The organism is Brucella oryzae (genome assembly GCF_041929965.1).
GTDB classification, from domain to species: domain Bacteria; phylum Pseudomonadota; class Alphaproteobacteria; order Rhizobiales; family Rhizobiaceae; genus Brucella; species Brucella oryzae.
In genome coordinates, this window is record NZ_JBHEEO010000007.1 from 20,620 (window position 1) to 38,421 (window position 17,802).

Below are 17,802 nucleotides of genomic sequence, written 5' to 3' on the forward strand. Positions count from 1 at the left end.
TTATTCCATTCGTTCTCATCGGAATATTTTTCCTGTAACTTCGGATCATTGCGAACCATAAGGTATGACGTTTCACCTATTCGCAAAGTTCGGGAAACGATTTCTAAAACCGGGAACGGAAACGCATGGACAGGCTCGACAGAAAGATACTGCGCTTATTGCAGGAAGATGCGACACTTGCGGTGGCAGACGTTGCCAAGAAAGTTGGCCTTTCCACGACGCCCTGCTGGCGCCGCATCCAGAAACTCGAGGAAGACGGCGTCATCAAGCGTCGTGTCGCCATTCTCGATCCGGTTCGCGTCAATGCGCGGGTGACGGTGTTCGTGTCGGTGCGCACAAGCTCCCACAGCCATGAATGGCTGAAGCGCTTCTCCGAAGTGGTTCAGGAGTTTCCTGAAGTGATCGAGTTCTACCGCATGAGCGGCGATGTCGATTATCTGCTGCGCGTGGCCGTGCCGGATATCGCCGCCTATGATGCGTTCTACAAGCGCCTCATCAGCAAGATCGAAATTCGCGACGTGTCTTCTTCCTTTGCCATGGAGCAGATCAAATATACCACCGAATTGCCACTCGACTACATGGTGCTCGACAAAGATAACAACTGACGCTTTTAAGCTATTGATTAAAAAAGAGCCCGCCGGAAGTGGCGGGCTTTTTTGATAGTACTGACAACCTCTATTTCGAGCCGGATATGCCAGCCTGTTCGAACGTAGCCATGCCGCTATGGCACAGCGCCGCCGCCTTGACGATACCGGCCGCAAGCGCTGCGCCGGTACCTTCACCAAGGCGCATTCCCATATCGAGCAGCGGTTGCTTGCCCATCTTCTCCAAAAGCTTGCGATGGCCCGGCTCGGCAGAGACATGGCCGAACAGGCAATGGTCTATGGCTTCCGGGTTGGCCGCAAAAAGAACCGCTGCGGCAGCACTTGCCACAAAGCCATCGACGATGACGGGAATTTTCTCCATGCGCGCCGCCAGAATTGCACCAGCCATGGCTGCGACTTCACGACCGCCGAGGCGGCTCAACACTTCCAGCGGGTCGCCGAGATGCGCCTGATGGAAGGCAACCGCCTGACGAACGGCGGCAAGCTTGCGCTCAAGCAATTCACCCGTTGAACCGGTGCCCGGCCCCACCCAGTCTTCCGCCGTACCACCGAAGAGCGCCAGCGCGATTGCCGCGGCAATCGTGGTGTTACCGATACCCATTTCACCGATGCACAGGAGATCGGTTCCACCGGCAATCGCTTCCATACCGAAAGCCATAGTTGCAGCACAAGTGCGCTCGTCCATGGCCGGTTCTTCCGTGATATCGCCGGTCGGATGCTCCAGCGCCAGATCGAACACCTTCAGCCCAAGATCGTTGGCGATGCAGATCTGGTTGATTGCTGCGCCACCGGCAGCAAAATTCTCGACCATCTGCGCCGTGACACTTGGTGGAAACGGTGTAATATTCTTGGCCGTAACACCGTGATTACCGGCAAAGACTGCAACCAGCGGACGATTGATCTGAGGTGTGCGCTTGCCGGTCCATGCGGCCAGCCATGCCACGATCTCTTCCATGCGTCCGAGCGAACCTGCGGGTTTGGTGAGCGTAGCTTCGCGCTCGCGAACGGCTCTTTCCGCGCCAAGGTCGGGACCCGGCAGATTTCGGATCAGTTCTCGGAAATCGTCGAAAGGTAGGCCGCTGGCGCTCATAAGTTCAGTCCAATCAATGATGGGAGGTGTAAATTCGTTGGGGTCGTCCTATAAGCACTGACGCGAATTTTCAAATCACCTCTTTGAGCTGAAGCAATATTGAGGCGAATTATCGCGAGAACGCCGCTCGGGAAACAAGGTGGAACAGTCACTTGCAGCGAAATAGTCTCATTGGCGACACGATCCGGAGTCTGGGCTTTCTGAGCCGCCTGCCGCTTCCGCAGAGCTGGTTCGAGAACGGCGATGATTCGCTGCCGCGCAATGCCCGCGCCTTTCCGCTCGCAGGTGCGGTTCTGGGCCTGCTGGCCGGCATTGTGCTTTTCATGGCCCATAAAATAAACCTGCCGCCCCTTGCAAGTGCTCTGCTCGCCATTGGGGCTCTGGCGGCGATGACCGGCGCGCTTCATGAAGACGGCCTGGGCGATACTGCTGACGGCTTTTTCGGCGCTTCTTCCCCTGATCGCCGGCTGGACATCATGAAAGATTCCCGCATCGGGACTTTCGCTGCGCTGACGCTGATTGTTTTCGTGGTTTTGAAGGCGGCGCTCCTGATGGCGATCATCGACCGTGCGGGCGCTGGCTATGCGGCACTTGCGCTGATTGGCTGCGAAGCGGCAAGCCGCGCGAGCATGCTGGCATTCTGGCACGCCCTGCCCTCGGCGCGTCCCGGCGGGCTTTCCGATAGCGTCGGCAAGCCGCAATGGGAGACCGTTGTTTGCGGTTTCGGGATCGGGCTGGTCTTTCTTGTCTTTACGCTCATACCAGCGGGCGGATTTCTCTCGCTCATCAATGCGCTGGTGCTGGCGACTGTTCTGCTGTTCGGCTTTGCCCGACTTTGCATGGCAAAAATCGGCGGGCAGACGGGCGATACCCTGGGCGCAGCACAGCAGATCTGTTCGATTGCCGTTCTCGCCGGGCTTGTCATGGCGCTGTGACGCAACCACATTGCATCCATGGACACGACAACCATCGCATCCCCGTGCATCCTTGTCTGCACGATCGATCCGGAAACCGGCTTCTGCCTCGGCTGTGCCCGAACGCTGGATGAGATTGCACGCTGGTCCAGCATGAGCGCGGACGAGCGATTGGCCGTGTGGGCGCTTCTCGCCGACAGGCATGAAATCATTGTTGAAAAGAGAATTGGCTGATGGGGCGTTTTTTCTGGCTCATTATTGCGGCGGTTGCGATTGTTGTCCTGCTGCTGATGTCCAACAATGACAGCGGCTCAACGCTGGGCATGGACAATGACGTATTTGCCCGCGCGGCCTATCTCGGCATATGGGGCGTCGTGCTTGCCGCGGGTCTGCTCGGCTCCGGTATCAAGCTGACCGACTTTGCACGCAACATGGCCATGTGGGCCGTGATTATTCTCGGCCTCGTTGCAGGCTACCAGTATCGTTATGAGCTACAGGACGTCGCAAGCCGGGTCACGGCCGGGCTTATCCCCGGAAGCCCTATTTCGGGTCGCAATGCCGATGGCTCCCTGACCGTCACGCTTGCAAAGGCTGCAAACGGTCACTTCGAGGTCAACGGACGCGTGAACGGTGAGCGTGTTCATTTTCTGGTCGATACCGGCGCGTCGTCGGTCGTCCTGTCCCAGCAAGATGCAGAACGCGCAGGCATAAACACCGCCTCGCTCAACTATTCCGTTCCGATCATGACCGCTAATGGCACGGCAAGTGCAGCAGTCATCAACATTGCCACATTGCAGATCGGCGATATCGAACGCCAGAATGTGCGCGCTATGGTGACGAAGGAAGGCCTGATGACCGGTAGCCTGCTTGGCATGAACTTCCTGCAAACGCTCGGCGGATTCACCGTTCGTGGCGACCAGCTTATTCTTATAGATTAAGCAGCTTCTGCCGCCGCTTCAGTCACAACGGCATAGGCCTGACGCAGAACTTCACTCGTCGCGCCCGGCTTGGTGGCGTCCGTCGAAAGGATCTGCCGCCAGCGCCGTGCGCCCGGCTGTCCGGTAAAAAGCCCGACCATATGGCGGCTCACATGCGAAAGCCTGCCGCCTGCCGCAATGTGGCGATCAATATAGTCACACATCGCATCGATAACATCGGCCATCGAAGTATCGCGTTGTTCGCCGCCATAAAGGCGCGCATCCACCTCTGCTAGAAGCTCCGGATTATGATAGGCGGCGCGACCGAGCATGACCGCATCGACCTTGCGCAAATGCGTTTCGGCTTCATCAAGCGTGTTAATCCCGCCATTAATGCCGACGAAAACATCGCCGAGCCGTTCCTTGAGCCGATAGACGCGATCATAATCGAGCGGCGGAATCTCGCGGTTTTCCTTCGGCGATAATCCTTTCAGCCAGGCCTTGCGGGCATGGACCCAAAGCGCATCGGCACCAGCGTCAAGCGTCAGGTCGGCCAAGGTATCGAGCGCAACTTCCACGTCCTGATCGTCAACGCCGATACGGCATTTGACAGTAACAGGCACGGAAACGGCTTCCTTCATGGCTGAAACGCAACGCGCCACTACGTCCGGGGTCTGCATGAGACAAGCCCCGAATGTGCCGGACTGCACGCGGTCCGAAGGGCAGCCGACATTGAGATTGATTTCATCATAGCCGTAATCAGCGCCGATTCTGGCTGCCTCTTTCAGCTTCGCCGGGTCGGAACCGCCAAGCTGCAACGCCACCGGATGTTCCGCCACATCGAAGCCCAGCAACCGGTCACGCGGCCCATGGATGATGGCATCCGCAACCACCATTTCGGTGTAGAGCAATGCGCGTCTGGAAAAGAGCCGGTGAAAATAGCGGCAGTGCCTGTCCGACCAGTCGATCATGGGCGCAACGGCAAAACGGACATCGGGATAGTTGCGTTTTTTTGATTTTATTTCAGTCATTTATACAACAATCCTGAGAATGCGATTCAGTCGCAACCAACGCTTTCGACATCTGTTCAAATTCGGATTGGTGCCAAAAGCCACAATCGATCGAAATGTTCAAGTTTTGCCATTATTGCGGTCACCAGCGCTCAATATAATAAGCCAGAGAGAATTTTCATACCCAATACGGCAACTCCGGCTGCTCCAGGACTGTCTTCCCGCCAAATAAGCACTATGATCGCGTTTGGAAGCATTCTCCCGATTCTCATTTGCGCAATTCAAGGACATTCGGCGTGACCTCCTTTTCCCCCTTCGGCAAATCATTCGATGCGTTTCTATTCGACATGGACGGCACGATACTGAGCTCCATCGAAGCGACCGAACGCGTGTGGAGCGAATGGGCAATACGCCATGGCATCGATCCGATCACGTTTCTGCCGACCATTCACGGCGTCCGGGCAGTTGAAACGGTGCGCCGCCTTGCTCTGCCGGGCGTGGATCCGATCCGCGAGGCCGAAATATTGCTTCAGGCCGAAATGGCTGATCTGGACGGTATTGCACCTATCGACGGCGCATATGACTTTCTGAGTTCCTTGCCTGAAGACCGCTGGGCAATCGTGACCTCGGCCCCGCTTGAGCTTGCGACCCGTCGCGTCGCCGCGGCAGGGCTACCGATGCCGAAAACCATCGTTTCCGCCGAAGATGTGGAGCGCGGCAAGCCAAGCCCCGAATGTTTCCAGCTTGGCGCCAAAAGGCTTGGCTTCGATCCGCGCAATTGTCTTGTGTTCGAGGACGCGCCAGCCGGTATCGTTGCGGGGGAAACTGCCGGCGCCAGCGTTGTCGTGGTGACGGCGACGCACCCGCATTCCCCGAAGACATCCCATCTGAGCATTGACAGCTATCGCTCTCTCCAGCTCGATATTCTGGATGATGGCAGATTGGCGCTGGAACCGACAAGCCCGGTCCCGGTGGGCTAGATAACCCGCCGCCCTTCCCGCCAGACGGTGCGGATGATCGGAACATGATCGGCAATCTGCACCCGAACCAGATCAGCTCGCTTGCCTGCGAGAATCTCGCCGCGATCCTCCAGCCCTACTGCTTTGGCAGGGTTGGCAGAAACCAGTCGAATAGCTTGAGGCAGCGAGATATTTTCGGCGACATCTGCGAGAAAAAACGCCGATTGCATCATGCTGGCCGGAATATAGTCCGACGATATGATGTCGAGATTTCCAGCTTCCGCCAGTTCGCGCGCGGACACATTTCCCGAATGTGAACCGCCGCGCACGACATTTGGCGCGCCCATGAGAACCGACATTCCGGACTCCTTTGACGCCTTCGCAGCCGTATGTGTGGTGGGAAATTCCGCAACCCTTATTCCCTGCGCCTGCGCTTCCGCCACATGGTCCACCGTTGCGTCATCGTGGCTCGCCAGAACAACGCCGCGTTGGTGGCACAATTCGGCAATCGCCTTGCGTGTCGGCGCGGAATATTGCTGGGACTGCCCGATACGCCGCTCGCAATAGAGGCGGAACTCCTCTTCCGAGAATTTCAGCTTGCGAAGGAAATAGGTCTTGTAGCTTTCGATATCCGTGAACTGACGCTGCCCCGGCGCGTGATCCATCAGGGATACCAGCCTGACCAGCGGCTGATTGCCGAATTGTTCGAAGGCTGGAAGGCAGTCAGGTGCTGAAACCTCGCAGCGCAAATGCAGGAAATGGTCGGCGCGCAGACGGCCCGCATTGCGGCCCTCGGCAATTGCCGACGAAAGCTTGCGCATATCGTCTATACCTGTCTCGGCGTCGTCATCGAAGCCAATGCGCAATGCATCGAAAACAGTTGTGATCCCAGAAGCAGCAATCTGCGCATCATGCGCCTGCACGGCAGCAATCGGGTTCCAGCGGACCTTCGGGCGCGGCGCATAGTGCCCTTCGAGATGATCCGTGTGCAGTTCGACCAGCCCCGGCGTGAGGAAGTCACCTTCCATATCCTCGCCGATACTGGATGCGCCGGTCGCGATATCAGCGATCTTACCGTCCACGAGTTTCAGGGAACCGAGAACGACATCATCGGAGAGCACGACGCGGGCATTGCGCAGAACCGTTTCATTTCCCATTGATTACGGCCTCCCAACCGCTCGTGAGGCCCGAGCAGACGCTATCTTGCCACCGGTCAGAGGATGCAGCGAATGAATCTCGAAAGGAGCCCCTTTCTCAGGTTCCACGAACAGAGCGAGATTCGCAACCTCAACGGCATCGTCCAGCAGCGGCGTGAAGAATTCGTCCAGCGTCCGCTCCACGCGAGCGCGGTCTTTCTCCTCCACCGGGCCGGTCAGCGTCATATGAAAGCGGAACTCCTCGAAAACATAAGGATAGCCCCAGCGCTCGATATTATGCCGCTGTGTTTCGCTGAGACGCTCCGGACGCCGCTTTGCAATTTCAGCCTCGTTCAGAGGTGCGCGAAACCGGTCGAAGGCAACGACAACATCATTGGCAAGCTGGTTCAGCTCGGCAACCGGCTCTTCCGGCACAAGCGCGAAGAACGGGCCAATTGCGTGCAGTTTCAGACGCGGAATAACGACCGGCGATGCCGACGATGCGAAATGCATCAATGCGGCAAGCAGATCACTTTCGGTGTGCTCTTCATTCAGACGGAAGGGAGCCTTCATCGTCGCATGAAAGCCATAACGCCGTGGCTCTTCGGTCAGTTGGGCGATTTCAGCGGTCGCAAGCGAGCGAATCGCAGGCATCTTGACCGGTTCGCCACTGAAGGCATTGCGCCCGAGCCAATTTGCGGCAACCTTCAAAAGCGCATCATTGGATGGCGGCGTGAAATAAATCGCATAACGCATGTCAAATCCTTAAGCGAGGCTCGCTACACGACGTCAGCGGAACTCCCGAATATCCAGTAATGCATCGTGCTTCTGAAAAGCTATCCTGATTTTGAGGTCGATGCGGTCGGCGGATGCTTACACAATGAATGTGGCAAGTCGATAAAGCTGACATGACAGTGCTGACGAAATGCCGACAAACCAATTTACACGAGCGAAAATTAGTATAGGCGTTAGCGCCATTGGAAGTGAGGAGACTGACATGGGCGGATTTGCGTCTATCGGCGAATGCATGATCGAGCTTTCTGGCAATGAAGGCGATCAATGGCGCATGGGTTTTGCGGGCGATACGCTGAACACTGCGTGGTACATGCGGGCGCTGACGGACAAATCCTATCCCGTCGAATATATAACGGCCTTTGGTGAAGACAGCTTCTCCCAGAAGCAGCGTGTATTTCTGACATCGAACGGTATCGGAATCGCCCATAGCCCGGTTATCGACGGGCTTCATCCCGGTCTTTACGCGATCACGCTCAACGGCGCCGAGCGCTCGTTCACCTATTGGCGCAGCGATGCCGCCGCAAGACGCCTGGCCAGTGACCGTGAAGCCCTGGAAAAAAGCCTGACCGGCCGCGACATCATCTATTTTTCGGGTATTTCACTCGCCATCATCCTGCCGGAGCATCGCGACACGTTTTTCAATGTCTTGCGGGAGTGCCGCGCCGCTGGTTCGCGAATCGCATTCGATCCGAATTTCCGTCATCAGCTTTGGCCCGACCGGAAAGTTGCGCAGGAGATCATCAGCGAAGCAATGCGTATCGCGGATATTGCATTGCCCACTTTCCCGGATGAACAGGCGCTCTTTGGCGACAAGGATGCAGAAGCCTGCGCAGATCGCCTCGCCGCTCTTGGCGTGAAAGAAATCGTCGTCAAGGACGGTACGGAACCGGCTCTTGTCGTCTCTGGCGAAGAAAAAGTGCTGGTTCCATCTGTCGCTGCGCAAGCCGTGGACACCACTGGCGCCGGCGATAGCTTCAACGGCGCCTATCTTGCCGCACGATTGAACGGGCTCGCGCCAGTGGACGCGGCACGGAAAGCCCACCTGGTTGCGGCACGTGTCGTTGAGATACGCGGCGCGCTGGCTCCGATGGAAACCGCACGCGCCGCCTTTACCGACTAGCGTTCCTCACGCGTAAAACTGAAATGGCTCGTCTGGGCGTAAACCTCGCCCGGCCGCAATATTGCCTGCGGGAAATACGGATATTCCAGCGATCCCGGCCATATCTGCGGCTCGAGACAGAAGCCTGCGTGTTTTCCGTAGGGCTTGCCCATCAGGCCGATGCAGTCATTGGCCATGGTGTTGCCTGCATAGAACTGGACGCCTGGCTCTGTCGTCGAAATATCGAGACGAATACCGGAACGCGCGCCCTTGACCGATGCACATGGGCGTAATGGTCCCCGCGCTGCAGTCATGCAGAAATTGCTATCATATTGAACCTGACCGCCATTTTCCTCAAAACGAATCGGACGGAACTCCCTGAAATCGTATGGCGTTCCCTTGACCGGCAGAACGCGTCCGTCCGGAATGAGAGCATCATCGACAGGCATATAAGCGTCAGCTTCGATTTTCAGCTGATGATCGAGGATATCCCCCTCGCCGCCATCATCAAGATTGAAGTAGCTATGGTGCAGCAGATTGCAGACGGTCGGCTTGTCGGTCACTGCTTCCAGACGAATAATCAGCGTTCCATCCCCATTGAGCATATAGGTACAGCTCACATTCAGATTGCCGGGGAAGCCCATCTCGCCGTCAGGCGCCACCGTCGCAAGCGTCACGAAGTCCGGACCCGTCCCGGTTATCTTCCAGACGCGATTGCCAAGCCCCTTGCTGCCGCCATGCAGGTTATGAATCCCCTGAAAATTCGGCTCCACCTCGTAAGTCGTCCCATCCAGATCAAACCGGGCATTGCGAATACGATTGGCCGAGCGACCTGCAATTGCGCCCAGATGCGGTGAATGAGCCGGATAATCGGCAAAGTCGCGATAGCCGATCACCAATGGTGCCGCATGGCCCTCCATGCGCAGATCCTGAATGGCCGCGCCCCAATTTATGATCCTGGCCGTCAGCGGGCCGTTGGAGATTGTGAGCCGGTGAACCGCCTGCCCGTCCGGTGCATATCCAAAGATTTCCGAATTCACTTTTGCCCGCCTGTCAATGATGCAGCGATGAGATGCTCATGAAGCCGCATCCATGCACAGGACGCAAGACATATCGTGATCAAATAATGCTTGTGAACCAATCCCGATTGAACATGTCGACAAGTCGTTCTGGCACTATTCCCGCACTTAAAAAGATTATATTCTATTCCACAAATTACTGCTCTTCATTTTCAAATACTAAATTAGAGGCAATTAAATGAAACGGAATTTTCAGAAAGTCATTCCTTATATCTTTAGTGAAGAAGGCGGATATGTAGACAATCCTGACGATCCCGGCGGTGCGACCAATATGGGTATCACCATCGCAACCCTGTCTGCTTGGGAGAGCCGCCAAGTATCGCCCGAAGATGTAAAAGAAATGACGCAGGCAACCGCCACTCAAATCTACCAAACACAATTTTGGAACAAGATCGACGGAGACAACCTGCCTTCCGGCATTGACTACGCCGTATTCGACTTTGCGGTCAATTCCGGGCCGGGACGCGCAGCAAAAATGCTGCAAAGCGTTCTGGGGATTCCGGAAGATGGAATAATTGGTGCGCAGACTATCGCCGCGGCAAACATGCGCCCCGCAGACGAGATCATCAATGCCTTGTGCGATGCGCGTGCATCATGGTTGGAAGGCTTATCTACTGCATCATCGTTCGGAAAAGGATGGCTCGCCCGTGTTGGCCGGGTACGTTCTCGCGCTCTGGCGCTTGCGGCCAATCCGCCGGTTACCCAGCCCGTCGAACCTGCGACTGACATTTCCCCAAAAGCCCGGCAGAGTGACATGGCTTTCACATCTGCCTTGAAGCACCCGGAAGCCATAGGCACGATAGGGAGCGTGGCATCCGGTCTTGCGGCAATCGCGTCAGGGAACGGCCCGGTCCAATACGCCTTGGCAATCGTCATGATAGCCTGCGCCGCTGTAGGGTTATGGTATTTTGTCAGACGCGTCAGAAACGAGCCTTAGGCAATAGTCGCAATAACTCAGTTTTGAGAATATTTCCAAAATTAGAGTTTGCCTTTATGTTGCGCTTCGCATGTTGCGCGCCTTATATGCGCTTTTGAAAAGCTCGGTGGTTGTGAAAGTAATATGACTTTCCCTATCACCGGAAAAACGCTAGACACGCGCAAACAGTCAGATGCGTGCCAACTGTGGCACCGCCATGAATAAAGGAATCGAAACTTGTCCTCTACTTTTGACAAAGTCGCCGACATCATCGCCGAAACCAGTGAAATCGACCGTGACACCATCACGCCAGATAGCCACACCATCGACGATCTGGGCATCGACAGCCTCGACTTCCTCGACATCGTCTTCGCTATCGACAAGGCTTTCGGCATCAAGATTCCGCTTGAGCAGTGGACTCAGGAAGTCAACGAAGGCAAGGTTCCAACCGAAGAATATTTCGTTCTCAAGAACCTCTGCGCAAAAATCGACGAGCTGGTTGCGGCCAAAAAAGGCTGATCTGGCACATAATATGGCGGTATTGAGGGGTGGACAGAAATGTTCGCCCTGATTCCGTTTCTGGTAATGCGAAATCTTCGCTTGTCAGAGCAGTCTCAGCATCGACGGACAAACGGGACCCATGCAGAACAATAAAGTCGTCATCACAGGTATCGGCATCATCTCTTCGCTCGGCGAAGGGGTCGACGCACATTGGAACGCGTTCTCAAAGACAGGTACTGAACCGCGCCTCGAAAAGGAAGCCTTCGCGCCCTACACTGTTCACCCGCTGGGTGAAGTGGATTGGAGCCTGCAGATTCCAAAGCGCGGTGACCAGCGCCAGATGGAAACCTGGCAGCGCCTCGGTACCTACGCCGCAGGACTAGCGCTTCAGGATGCAGGCATGAAGGACGACGAAGCGCTTTGCGCGACCATGGATATGGTCGTAGGCGCCGGTGGCGGCGAACGCGATATCACCGTCGACATGCAGATTCTGGAGGAAGGCCGCACCCGTAACGACCGCGGCGTCATGCTGAACGAGAAACTCTCGACCGAACTGCGGCCGACCCTGTTTCTGGCGCAGCTTTCCAATCTGCTCGCAGGCAATATTTCGATCGTCCACAAGGTGACCGGTTCGTCACGTACCTTCATGGGCGAGGAAGGTTCCGGCCTTTCGGCCATCGAAACCGCAGCCGCGCGCATCCGCACCGGTCAGAGCACCCATGCGCTGGTCGGCGGCTCCTATAACTCCGAACATTTCGACATGATTCTCGGCCACGAGCTTGGCGGATTGCTCAAGCATGATGGCTGGGCACCGCTCTGGCAGCGTGAAGGTTCGGCTGGCGGCGGCATGGTTTCCGGTTCCGGCGGCGTATTCCTTGTACTGGAAAGCGCTGACCATGCAGCCAAGCGCGGCGCGCGGGCCTATGCGGAAGTGAGCGGTATCGAAAGCGCACAGATTCGACGCGACAATGCCGACCTCGCCAACACCATCCGCGAACTCATCCTTGCAGCCAATGGCGGCAAGGACCCGTCCTATGTTATTTCTGGCGCTTCCGGTGCCCATGAAGCGACTGGCGCGGAAAAGGCTACACTGGACGCTCTGTCGGCCGCATATCGCGGCATTTCCGGCCTGACCGGTCATATGCGTGAAGCGCAGTTCCCGCTGGCATTGGCACTTGCGGCCATATCCGTCTGGAAAGGCGAAGCTTTTGCACCGCTGGATGCATCCGAAAAGGATGCCGGTGGCCCAATCAGCGAAGCAATCGTCACCGTAATTGGCGCTACGCGTGCCGAAGGCGCAGCAAAGCTGGTGAGAGTATAAGATGACGAAATATACAGACCATCTCGGCCGTCCCATTGTCGCCATCACCGGTGCAGGTGTGGTTTCCTCACTCGGTCAGGGCAAGGAAGACAATTGGGCTGCGTTAACCGGCGGAAAACCGGGCATCCACGCCATTACCCGCTTTCCAACCGACAATCTCAATACACGCTTTTCCGGAACAGTCGATTTCTTGGCCGAAAGCGATGTCGGTGCATCAGCACTCTCAGAAGCACTGGCCCGGCTCGCCGGTGAAGAAGCCCTCGCACAGTCCGGCCTTTCGTCGACCGATTTCGGCGGCCCGCTTTTTCTGGCGGCTCCCCCGGTCGAACTGGACTGGAAAAGCCGGTTTGCACTTGATGCGACCGTGAAGAATGAAGGCCCGGCGAGCTATCAGCTCCTCTTGGAAGCCTGCCGCCGTGCACGTCAGGACGACCTCTTCAACACGACCCAGTTCGGCTATATCGCCGAACGCCTGTCGGAAGCTTTCGGCACGCGCGGCCTGCCGATCACGCTTTCAACCGCATGTGCCTCGGGCGCAACTGCGATTCAGCTCGGCGTGGAAGCCATCCGTCGCGGCGAAAGTGACCGCGTTCTTTCTATCGGAACCGACGGCTCGGTGTCTGCCGAAGCTCTCATCCGCTTCTCACTGCTATCCGCTCTTTCCACACAGAACGACAAGCCGGAAAAGGCTTCCAAGCCTTTCTCCAAGGATCGCGATGGCTTTGCCATGTCGGAAGGATCCGGCGCTCTGGTGATGGAATCGCTTGAAAGTGCCGTTGCACGTGGCGCAAAAGTGCTGGGCATTCTTGCCGGTTGCGGCGAAAAGGCCGATGATTTCCATCGCACACGCTCCAAGCCGGACGCCTCGCCTGCCATTGGCACGGTGCGCGCCGCACTGGCCGATGCCGGTCTGACCGAAGAGCAGATTTCCTATATCAACGCCCATGGCACTTCGACGCCGGAAAACGACAAGATGGAATATCTGGCGCTTTCGACCGTATTCGGCGACAAGCTTGCCTCCATCCCGGTTTCTTCCAACAAGTCGATGATCGGCCATACGTTGACCGCTGCGGGTGCTATCGAAGCTGTGTTCTCGCTTCTGACGATCCAGACGGGTACGCTGCCGCCAACCATCAACTACGACAATCCGGACCCGGCTATCCCGCTTGATGTCGTGCCGAATGTGAAGCGTCAGGCTGAGGTTTCTGCCGTGCTTTCCAACTCGTTCGGTTTCGGCGGACAGAATACGAGCCTTGTTTTGGCGGCAAATCCGAATTAATCGGTCCGGCAAATACGAATTTTCCCATGATCCCGGACGGTTCGCCGTTTCCGGGATTATGTCTTGAAAAGGATTACTTCATGCGCGCCTTGCAGCTTCTTGATGATCGCCGCCTTGAAATTACCGATATCGCACCGCCGCCTGCCCCCGGCATTGGCGAGGTGACGGTGAAGATCAAGGCCGTTGCGCTCAACCACATCGACGTGTGGGGTTGGCGCGGCATGGCGTTTGCCAAGCGCAAGATGCCGCTGGTTATCGGTGCGGAAGCTTCAGGCATTGTGGATGCCGTCGGTCCCGGCGTGTCTAATCTCCTGCCCGGCCAGCTCGTCTCGATCTATGGTGCGCGCACCTGCGGGCTTTGCCGCGCCTGCCGCGAAGGCCGTGACAATCTGTGCGAGCATGTCGGCGGCGTGCATGGATTCCACCTCGACGGTTTTGCCTGCGAGGCCGTGAACCTGCCTGCCCGCCTGCTCGTTCCGGCACCTCCCGGCGTGGACGCCATCGGCGCTGCTGTCGCGCCTGTCACCTTCGGCACGGTCGAGCATATGCTGTTCGACAATGCCAAGCTTGAGCCGGGCGAAACCGTGCTCGTTCAGGCTGGCGGTTCCGGCATCGGCACGGCGGCGATCCAGCTTGCCAAGAAGATGGGCTGCACAGTCATCACCACCGTCGGCTCTGACGACAAGATCGAGAAAGCCAAGGCTCTCGGTGCCGATCACATCATCAACTACCGTGAGGACCGCTTCGAGGGCGTCGTGCGCAAGCTGACCAAGAAGAAGGGCGTCGATGTCGTTTTCGAGCATGTGGGCGCAGACACCTGGGCCGGTTCGATGCTCTGCATGAAACGCGGCGCGCGTCTCGTCACCTGCGGTTCGACCTCCGGCGTTTCCACCAACATGAACCTGATGCAGCTCTTCCAGCAGCAATTGAAGATTTTCGGCTCCTTCGGCTGCCGCATGGAAAACATGGCCGACGCCATGCAGAAAATGGCACGCGGCATCGTGCATCCGGTCATCGACACCGTGGTCGGCTTCAACGATATCGACACGGCACTGAAGCGCATGGAAGGCCGCGACGTCTTCGGCAAGATCATTCTCGAGATCGACTGAGTCGCCCACGTCCATGATGTTCAAGCTGAAACTTCTGCTCTTCCGCTGGACCCGCAAGCTGAAGCAGTTCAACTACTGGCTCTGGGCACAGGCCGTATTTCTGCTGCTCGGCCTGCTGCGCCTTTTCCCGGCGAAGGCAGCGATCAGCTTTTCCGCCAAAGTGGCCCGACTGGTCGGGCCACTGACGCCGCGCCACAAGGTTGCCACCGATAATCTACGGCAGGCCTATCCTGAGAAAACCGACGCGGAAATCGAGGATATCGCCCGCGAAATGTGGGATTCGATGGCGCGCCTTTTCGCGGAATATATCTTTCTCGACGCAGTCTTCGATTTCGATCCCTATTCCACCACGCCGGGGCTGGTCGAAGTGGAAGGCATTCCGATTTTCGAACGCCTGCGCGACGAGAGGAAGCCGCATATCTTCTTCACCGCCCATACCGGTAATTTCGAGCTTCTGCCGATCTGTGCCGCCACCTTCGGCCTGAATGTTACGGCGCTCTTCCGCCCGCCGAACAATCCCTATATCGCCGACAAGGTTTTGAAAGCCCGCCGCACCAATATGGGCCATCTGGTGCCGTCGAAAGCCGGTGCTGCCTGGTCGCTTGCGCATATCCTTGATGAAGGCGGCAATGTCGGCATGCTGGTGGACCAGAAATTCCGCCGCGGCGTACCTTCCACCTTCTTCAATCGTCCCGTGAAGACCAATCCCCTGCTGGCCAAGCTTGCGCGGCAATATGATTGCGACGTCTATCCGGCGCGCTGCATCCGCCTTCCCGGTGGACGCTATCGCCTCGAACTCTATGAACGCATGGAGCTGCCGCGCGACGACAAGGGCGAAATCGATATTGCAGCAACGGCGCAGCTTTTGAACGATACCGTCGAAACATGGGTGCGCGAATATCCCGGCCAGTGGATGTGGTTCCACAAGCGCTGGGGATAGGATTCTTGCCCCTCATGTGCTAGGGGCTGGCCAAAGTTACGGAGATCACAATGCGCCCCATCGCCATCGCCCCTTCCATTCTTTCCGCCGATTTCGCCCGTCTTGGCGAAGAAGTCGATGCCGTGCTGGAAGCGGGTGCCGACTGGGTGCATATCGACGTCATGGATGGGCATTTTGTGCCAAACATCACTTTCGGCCCGCAGGTAGTGAAGGCGATCCGCCCGCGCACCAAGGCATTCTTCGATGCGCATCTGATGATTGCGCCCTGCGATCCCTATCTGGCGCCCTTTGCCGATGCCGGATGCGATCTCATCACAATTCACGCCGAAGCCGGTCCGCACACGCACCGTTCGCTGCAATCGATCCGCGCTCTGGGCAAGAAGGCCGGTCTGGCGCTCAACCCGGCAACACCTGCCGAAGCGCTGACAAATGTTATCGAAGATGTCGATCTCGTCCTCGTCATGACCGTAAATCCGGGTTTTGGCGGCCAGAAATTCATCGCGCCGATGCTCGACAAGATCAAGCGCGTCCGCGAAATGGTTGGCGACCGCCCTATCGACATCGAAGTTGATGGCGGCATTACGCCGGAAACCGCAGGCTCGGTCGTTGCCGCTGGCGCTAACATTCTCGTAGCCGGTTCGGCGGTCTACAAGGGCAACTCCGTCGAAAGCTACCGCACCAATATTCAGGCGATCCGCGCCGCTGCCGAGGCCGCACGCAATCACTAAATTCCTTCCGTCTATTCCATTCTATAGGATGCACCCATGATCCCGCGCTATTCCCGGCCTGAAATGGTCGCCATCTGGTCGCCCGAAACAAAGTTCCGTATCTGGTTCGAGATCGAAGCCTATGCCTGCGAGGCGCTGGCGCAACTCGGCGTCATCCCGAAGGAAGCGGCAAAGACCATCTGGGAAAAGGGTAGCGTGGCGCAGTTCGACGTCGCCCGCATCGATGAAATCGAAGCTGTCACGAAGCATGACGTCATCGCCTTTCTGACGCACCTGGCCGAATTCATCGGCCCCGACAGCCGCTTCGTGCACCAAGGCATGACCTCATCGGACGTGCTCGACACCACGCTCAATGTCCAGCTCGTGCGCGCCGCCGATCTGCTGCTTGCCGACATGGACCGCGTGCTGGAAGCCCTGAAAAAGCGCGCCTTCGAGCACAAAGACACGGTGCGCATTGGCCGCAGCCATGGCATCCATGCCGAACCGACGACGATGGGCCTCACCTTTGCGCGTTTCTATGCCGAAATGGCACGTGGCCGCGCCCGTCTCGTGGCCGCGCGCGCGGAAATCGCGACCGGCGCTATTTCCGGTGCTGTCGGCACGTTCGCCAATATCGACCCACGTGTGGAAGAATATGTCTGCGCCAAGCTCGGCCTTGAAGCAGAGCCGGTTTCGACGCAGGTGATCCCGCGCGACCGCCACGCCATGTTCTTTGCAACGCTCGGCGTTATTGCCTCTTCGATGGAAAATATCGCCATCGAAATCCGTCACATGCAGCGCACGGAAGTTCTAGAAGCGGAAGAATTCTTCTCGCCGGGCCAGAAGGGTTCGTCGGCCATGCCACACAAGCGCAATCCGGTGCTGACCGAAAACCTGACCGGCCTCGCCCGTCTGGTGCGCATGTCGGTAACGCCTGCGATGGAAAACGTGGCTCTCTGGCACGAACGCGATATTTCGCATTCGAGCGTCGAGCGTGCCATCGGCCCGGACACGACCATTACGCTCGATTTTGCGCTCAACCGTCTGGCCGGCGTCATTGAAAAGCTGGTCATCTACCCGGACAACATGCTGAAGAACATGAACAAGTTCCGTGGTTTGGTGCACTCTCAGCGCGTACTTCTGGCACTGACGCAGGCTGGCGTTTCGCGTGAAGATGCCTATCGCCTCGTGCAGCGCAATGCCATGAAGGTCTGGGAACAGGGCGCCGACTTCCTTGAGGAACTGCTGGCCGACACAGAAGTGCGCGCAGCTCTGTCCGAAGACCAGATCCGCGAAAAGTTCGATCTCGGCTACCACTCCAAGCATGTGGATACGATTTTCAAGCGCGTCTTCGGTTGAGATTTCGGCTCTGATGGCCTGCAAATCGCGTCTTACTGCGCTTCCGGTGCTCACGTACCTCAGGTA

At 57.4% G+C, this 17,802-nt stretch carries 19 protein-coding genes; 14 read left to right on the top strand and 5 right to left on the bottom strand.

The genetic code is table 11. The annotated features are described in order from the left end of the window. The first annotated feature begins 125 nt into the window (after window positions 1-125). Window positions 126-605, top strand: coding sequence for an Lrp/AsnC family transcriptional regulator (locus JNC70_RS09050; protein WP_006466649.1), 480 nt, complete (start codon window positions 126-128; stop codon window positions 603-605). Window positions 606-675: 70 nt separating this feature from the next. Here JNC70_RS09050 and cobT read toward each other — a convergent pair whose 3' ends face one another. After that, a complete protein-coding gene (gene cobT / locus JNC70_RS09055) occupies window positions 676-1,695 on the bottom strand; it encodes a nicotinate-nucleotide--dimethylbenzimidazole phosphoribosyltransferase (RefSeq protein WP_104754085.1) in 1,020 nt (339 codons plus the stop codon). Window positions 1,696-1,847: 152 nt separating this feature from the next. On the opposite strand from cobT, the gene JNC70_RS09060 reads away from it, so the two are divergent. Genes JNC70_RS09060 through JNC70_RS09070 form a run of 3 tightly spaced genes read left to right on the top strand, consistent with a single transcriptional unit; the run spans window position 1,848 to window position 3,547 of the window. Continuing rightward, on the top strand, window positions 1,848-2,630 hold the full coding sequence (locus tag JNC70_RS09060; protein ID WP_104754084.1) for an adenosylcobinamide-GDP ribazoletransferase: 783 nt from the start codon (window positions 1,848-1,850) through the stop codon (window positions 2,628-2,630). A gap of 18 nt (window positions 2,631-2,648) precedes the next feature. Beyond that, window positions 2,649-2,843: a DUF1289 domain-containing protein gene (locus JNC70_RS09065; protein ID WP_104754083.1), complete on the top strand. Its 195-nt coding sequence runs from the start codon at window positions 2,649-2,651 to the stop codon at window positions 2,841-2,843. Next, window positions 2,843-3,547 (top strand): TIGR02281 family clan AA aspartic protease, encoded by a 705-nt coding sequence (locus JNC70_RS09070; RefSeq protein WP_104754082.1) that lies wholly within the window; start codon window positions 2,843-2,845, stop codon window positions 3,545-3,547. The genes JNC70_RS09065 and JNC70_RS09070 overlap by 1 nt, the downstream gene beginning before the upstream one ends. Here JNC70_RS09070 and dusA read toward each other — a convergent pair. Then, window positions 3,544-4,557: a tRNA dihydrouridine(20/20a) synthase DusA gene (dusA, locus tag JNC70_RS09075; RefSeq protein ID WP_104754081.1), complete on the bottom strand. Its 1,014-nt coding sequence runs from the start codon at window positions 4,555-4,557 to the stop codon at window positions 3,544-3,546. The genes JNC70_RS09070 and dusA overlap by 4 nt on opposite strands. Window positions 4,558-4,832: 275 nt before the next feature. Here dusA and JNC70_RS09080 point away from each other — a divergent pair, with 275 nt between their 5' ends. Continuing rightward, on the top strand, window positions 4,833-5,516 hold the full coding sequence (locus JNC70_RS09080) for an HAD family hydrolase (protein ID WP_104754114.1): 684 nt from the start codon (window positions 4,833-4,835) through the stop codon (window positions 5,514-5,516). Here the strand turns inward: JNC70_RS09080 and JNC70_RS09085 are convergent. Together JNC70_RS09085 and JNC70_RS09090 are read right to left on the bottom strand one after the other, a co-directional pair. After that, window positions 5,513-6,652, bottom strand: a complete 1,140-nt coding sequence (locus JNC70_RS09085) for an alpha-D-ribose 1-methylphosphonate 5-triphosphate diphosphatase (protein WP_104754080.1) — start codon at window positions 6,650-6,652, stop codon at window positions 5,513-5,515. The genes JNC70_RS09080 and JNC70_RS09085 overlap by 4 nt on opposite strands. 3 nt (window positions 6,653-6,655) lie before the next feature. Beyond that, window positions 6,656-7,387: a DUF1045 domain-containing protein gene (locus JNC70_RS09090; RefSeq protein WP_104754079.1), complete on the bottom strand. Its 732-nt coding sequence runs from the start codon at window positions 7,385-7,387 to the stop codon at window positions 6,656-6,658. 241 nt (window positions 7,388-7,628) lie between these two features. On the opposite strand from JNC70_RS09090, the gene JNC70_RS09095 reads away from it, so the two are divergent. Then, window positions 7,629-8,546, top strand: coding sequence for a sugar kinase (locus tag JNC70_RS09095; protein ID WP_104754078.1), 918 nt, complete (start codon window positions 7,629-7,631; stop codon window positions 8,544-8,546). Here JNC70_RS09095 and JNC70_RS09100 read toward each other — a convergent pair. After that, window positions 8,543-9,565, bottom strand: a complete 1,023-nt coding sequence (locus tag JNC70_RS09100; protein ID WP_104754077.1) for an aldose epimerase family protein — start codon at window positions 9,563-9,565, stop codon at window positions 8,543-8,545. The genes JNC70_RS09095 and JNC70_RS09100 overlap by 4 nt on opposite strands. 217 nt (window positions 9,566-9,782) lie before the next feature. Here JNC70_RS09100 and JNC70_RS09105 point away from each other — a divergent pair, with 217 nt between their 5' ends. The 8 genes from JNC70_RS09105 to purB all read left to right on the top strand — a co-directional run bounded on the left by JNC70_RS09105 (window position 9,783) and on the right by purB (window position 17,736). Then, window positions 9,783-10,541 (top strand): glycoside hydrolase family 108 protein, encoded by a 759-nt coding sequence (locus JNC70_RS09105; RefSeq protein WP_104754076.1) that lies wholly within the window; start codon window positions 9,783-9,785, stop codon window positions 10,539-10,541. A 216-nt stretch (window positions 10,542-10,757) separates the two neighbouring features. Beyond that, window positions 10,758-11,039, top strand: a complete 282-nt coding sequence (locus tag JNC70_RS09110) for an acyl carrier protein (protein ID WP_006466638.1) — start codon at window positions 10,758-10,760, stop codon at window positions 11,037-11,039. Window positions 11,040-11,160: 121 nt separating this feature from the next. Then, window positions 11,161-12,342: a beta-ketoacyl-ACP synthase gene (locus JNC70_RS09115; RefSeq protein WP_104754075.1), complete on the top strand. Its 1,182-nt coding sequence runs from the start codon at window positions 11,161-11,163 to the stop codon at window positions 12,340-12,342. A 1-nt stretch (window position 12,343) separates the two neighbouring features. Further along, entirely contained in the window at window positions 12,344-13,621 is a 1,278-nt protein-coding gene (locus tag JNC70_RS09120) for a beta-ketoacyl-ACP synthase (protein ID WP_104754074.1), read from the top strand. 80 nt (window positions 13,622-13,701) lie between these two features. After that, window positions 13,702-14,730 carry a zinc-binding dehydrogenase gene (locus JNC70_RS09125; RefSeq protein ID WP_104754113.1) on the top strand — a complete coding sequence of 343 codons (1,029 nt, stop codon included), beginning with the start codon at window positions 13,702-13,704 and terminating at the stop codon, window positions 14,728-14,730. Between the two features lie 13 nt (window positions 14,731-14,743). Next, window positions 14,744-15,670: a lipid A biosynthesis lauroyl acyltransferase gene (locus JNC70_RS09130; RefSeq protein WP_104754073.1), complete on the top strand. Its 927-nt coding sequence runs from the start codon at window positions 14,744-14,746 to the stop codon at window positions 15,668-15,670. A 50-nt stretch (window positions 15,671-15,720) separates the two neighbouring features. Then, window positions 15,721-16,398 (top strand): ribulose-phosphate 3-epimerase, encoded by a 678-nt coding sequence (gene rpe / locus JNC70_RS09135; RefSeq protein ID WP_104754072.1) that lies wholly within the window; start codon window positions 15,721-15,723, stop codon window positions 16,396-16,398. A 36-nt stretch (window positions 16,399-16,434) separates the two neighbouring features. After that, window positions 16,435-17,736: an adenylosuccinate lyase gene (gene purB, locus JNC70_RS09140; RefSeq protein ID WP_104754071.1), complete on the top strand. Its 1,302-nt coding sequence runs from the start codon at window positions 16,435-16,437 to the stop codon at window positions 17,734-17,736. Window positions 17,737-17,802 lie beyond the last annotated feature (66 nt).

What these genes read in the sequence shown, in the direction of transcription:
- JNC70_RS09050 (WP_006466649.1), top strand. Translation starts at nt 126, where the DNA reads ATGGACAGGCTCGACAGAAAGATACTGCGCTTATTGCAGGAAGATGCG.
- cobT (WP_104754085.1), bottom strand. Translation starts at nt 1,695, where the DNA reads ATGAGCGCCAGCGGCCTACCTTTCGACGATTTCCGAGAACTGATCCGA.
- JNC70_RS09065 (WP_104754083.1), top strand. Translation starts at nt 2,649, where the DNA reads ATGGACACGACAACCATCGCATCCCCGTGCATCCTTGTCTGCACGATC.
- JNC70_RS09070 (WP_104754082.1), top strand. Translation starts at nt 2,843, where the DNA reads ATGGGGCGTTTTTTCTGGCTCATTATTGCGGCGGTTGCGATTGTTGTC.
- dusA (WP_104754081.1), bottom strand. Translation starts at nt 4,557, where the DNA reads ATGACTGAAATAAAATCAAAAAAACGCAACTATCCCGATGTCCGTTTT.
- JNC70_RS09085 (WP_104754080.1), bottom strand. Translation starts at nt 6,652, where the DNA reads ATGGGAAATGAAACGGTTCTGCGCAATGCCCGCGTCGTGCTCTCCGAT.
- JNC70_RS09090 (WP_104754079.1), bottom strand. Translation starts at nt 7,387, where the DNA reads ATGCGTTATGCGATTTATTTCACGCCGCCATCCAATGATGCGCTTTTG.
- JNC70_RS09095 (WP_104754078.1), top strand. Translation starts at nt 7,629, where the DNA reads ATGGGCGGATTTGCGTCTATCGGCGAATGCATGATCGAGCTTTCTGGC.
- JNC70_RS09105 (WP_104754076.1), top strand. Translation starts at nt 9,783, where the DNA reads ATGAAACGGAATTTTCAGAAAGTCATTCCTTATATCTTTAGTGAAGAA.
- JNC70_RS09115 (WP_104754075.1), top strand. Translation starts at nt 11,161, where the DNA reads ATGCAGAACAATAAAGTCGTCATCACAGGTATCGGCATCATCTCTTCG.
- JNC70_RS09120 (WP_104754074.1), top strand. Translation starts at nt 12,344, where the DNA reads ATGACGAAATATACAGACCATCTCGGCCGTCCCATTGTCGCCATCACC.
- JNC70_RS09125 (WP_104754113.1), top strand. Translation starts at nt 13,702, where the DNA reads ATGCGCGCCTTGCAGCTTCTTGATGATCGCCGCCTTGAAATTACCGAT.
- JNC70_RS09130 (WP_104754073.1), top strand. Translation starts at nt 14,744, where the DNA reads ATGATGTTCAAGCTGAAACTTCTGCTCTTCCGCTGGACCCGCAAGCTG.
- rpe (WP_104754072.1), top strand. Translation starts at nt 15,721, where the DNA reads ATGCGCCCCATCGCCATCGCCCCTTCCATTCTTTCCGCCGATTTCGCC.
- purB (WP_104754071.1), top strand. Translation starts at nt 16,435, where the DNA reads ATGATCCCGCGCTATTCCCGGCCTGAAATGGTCGCCATCTGGTCGCCC.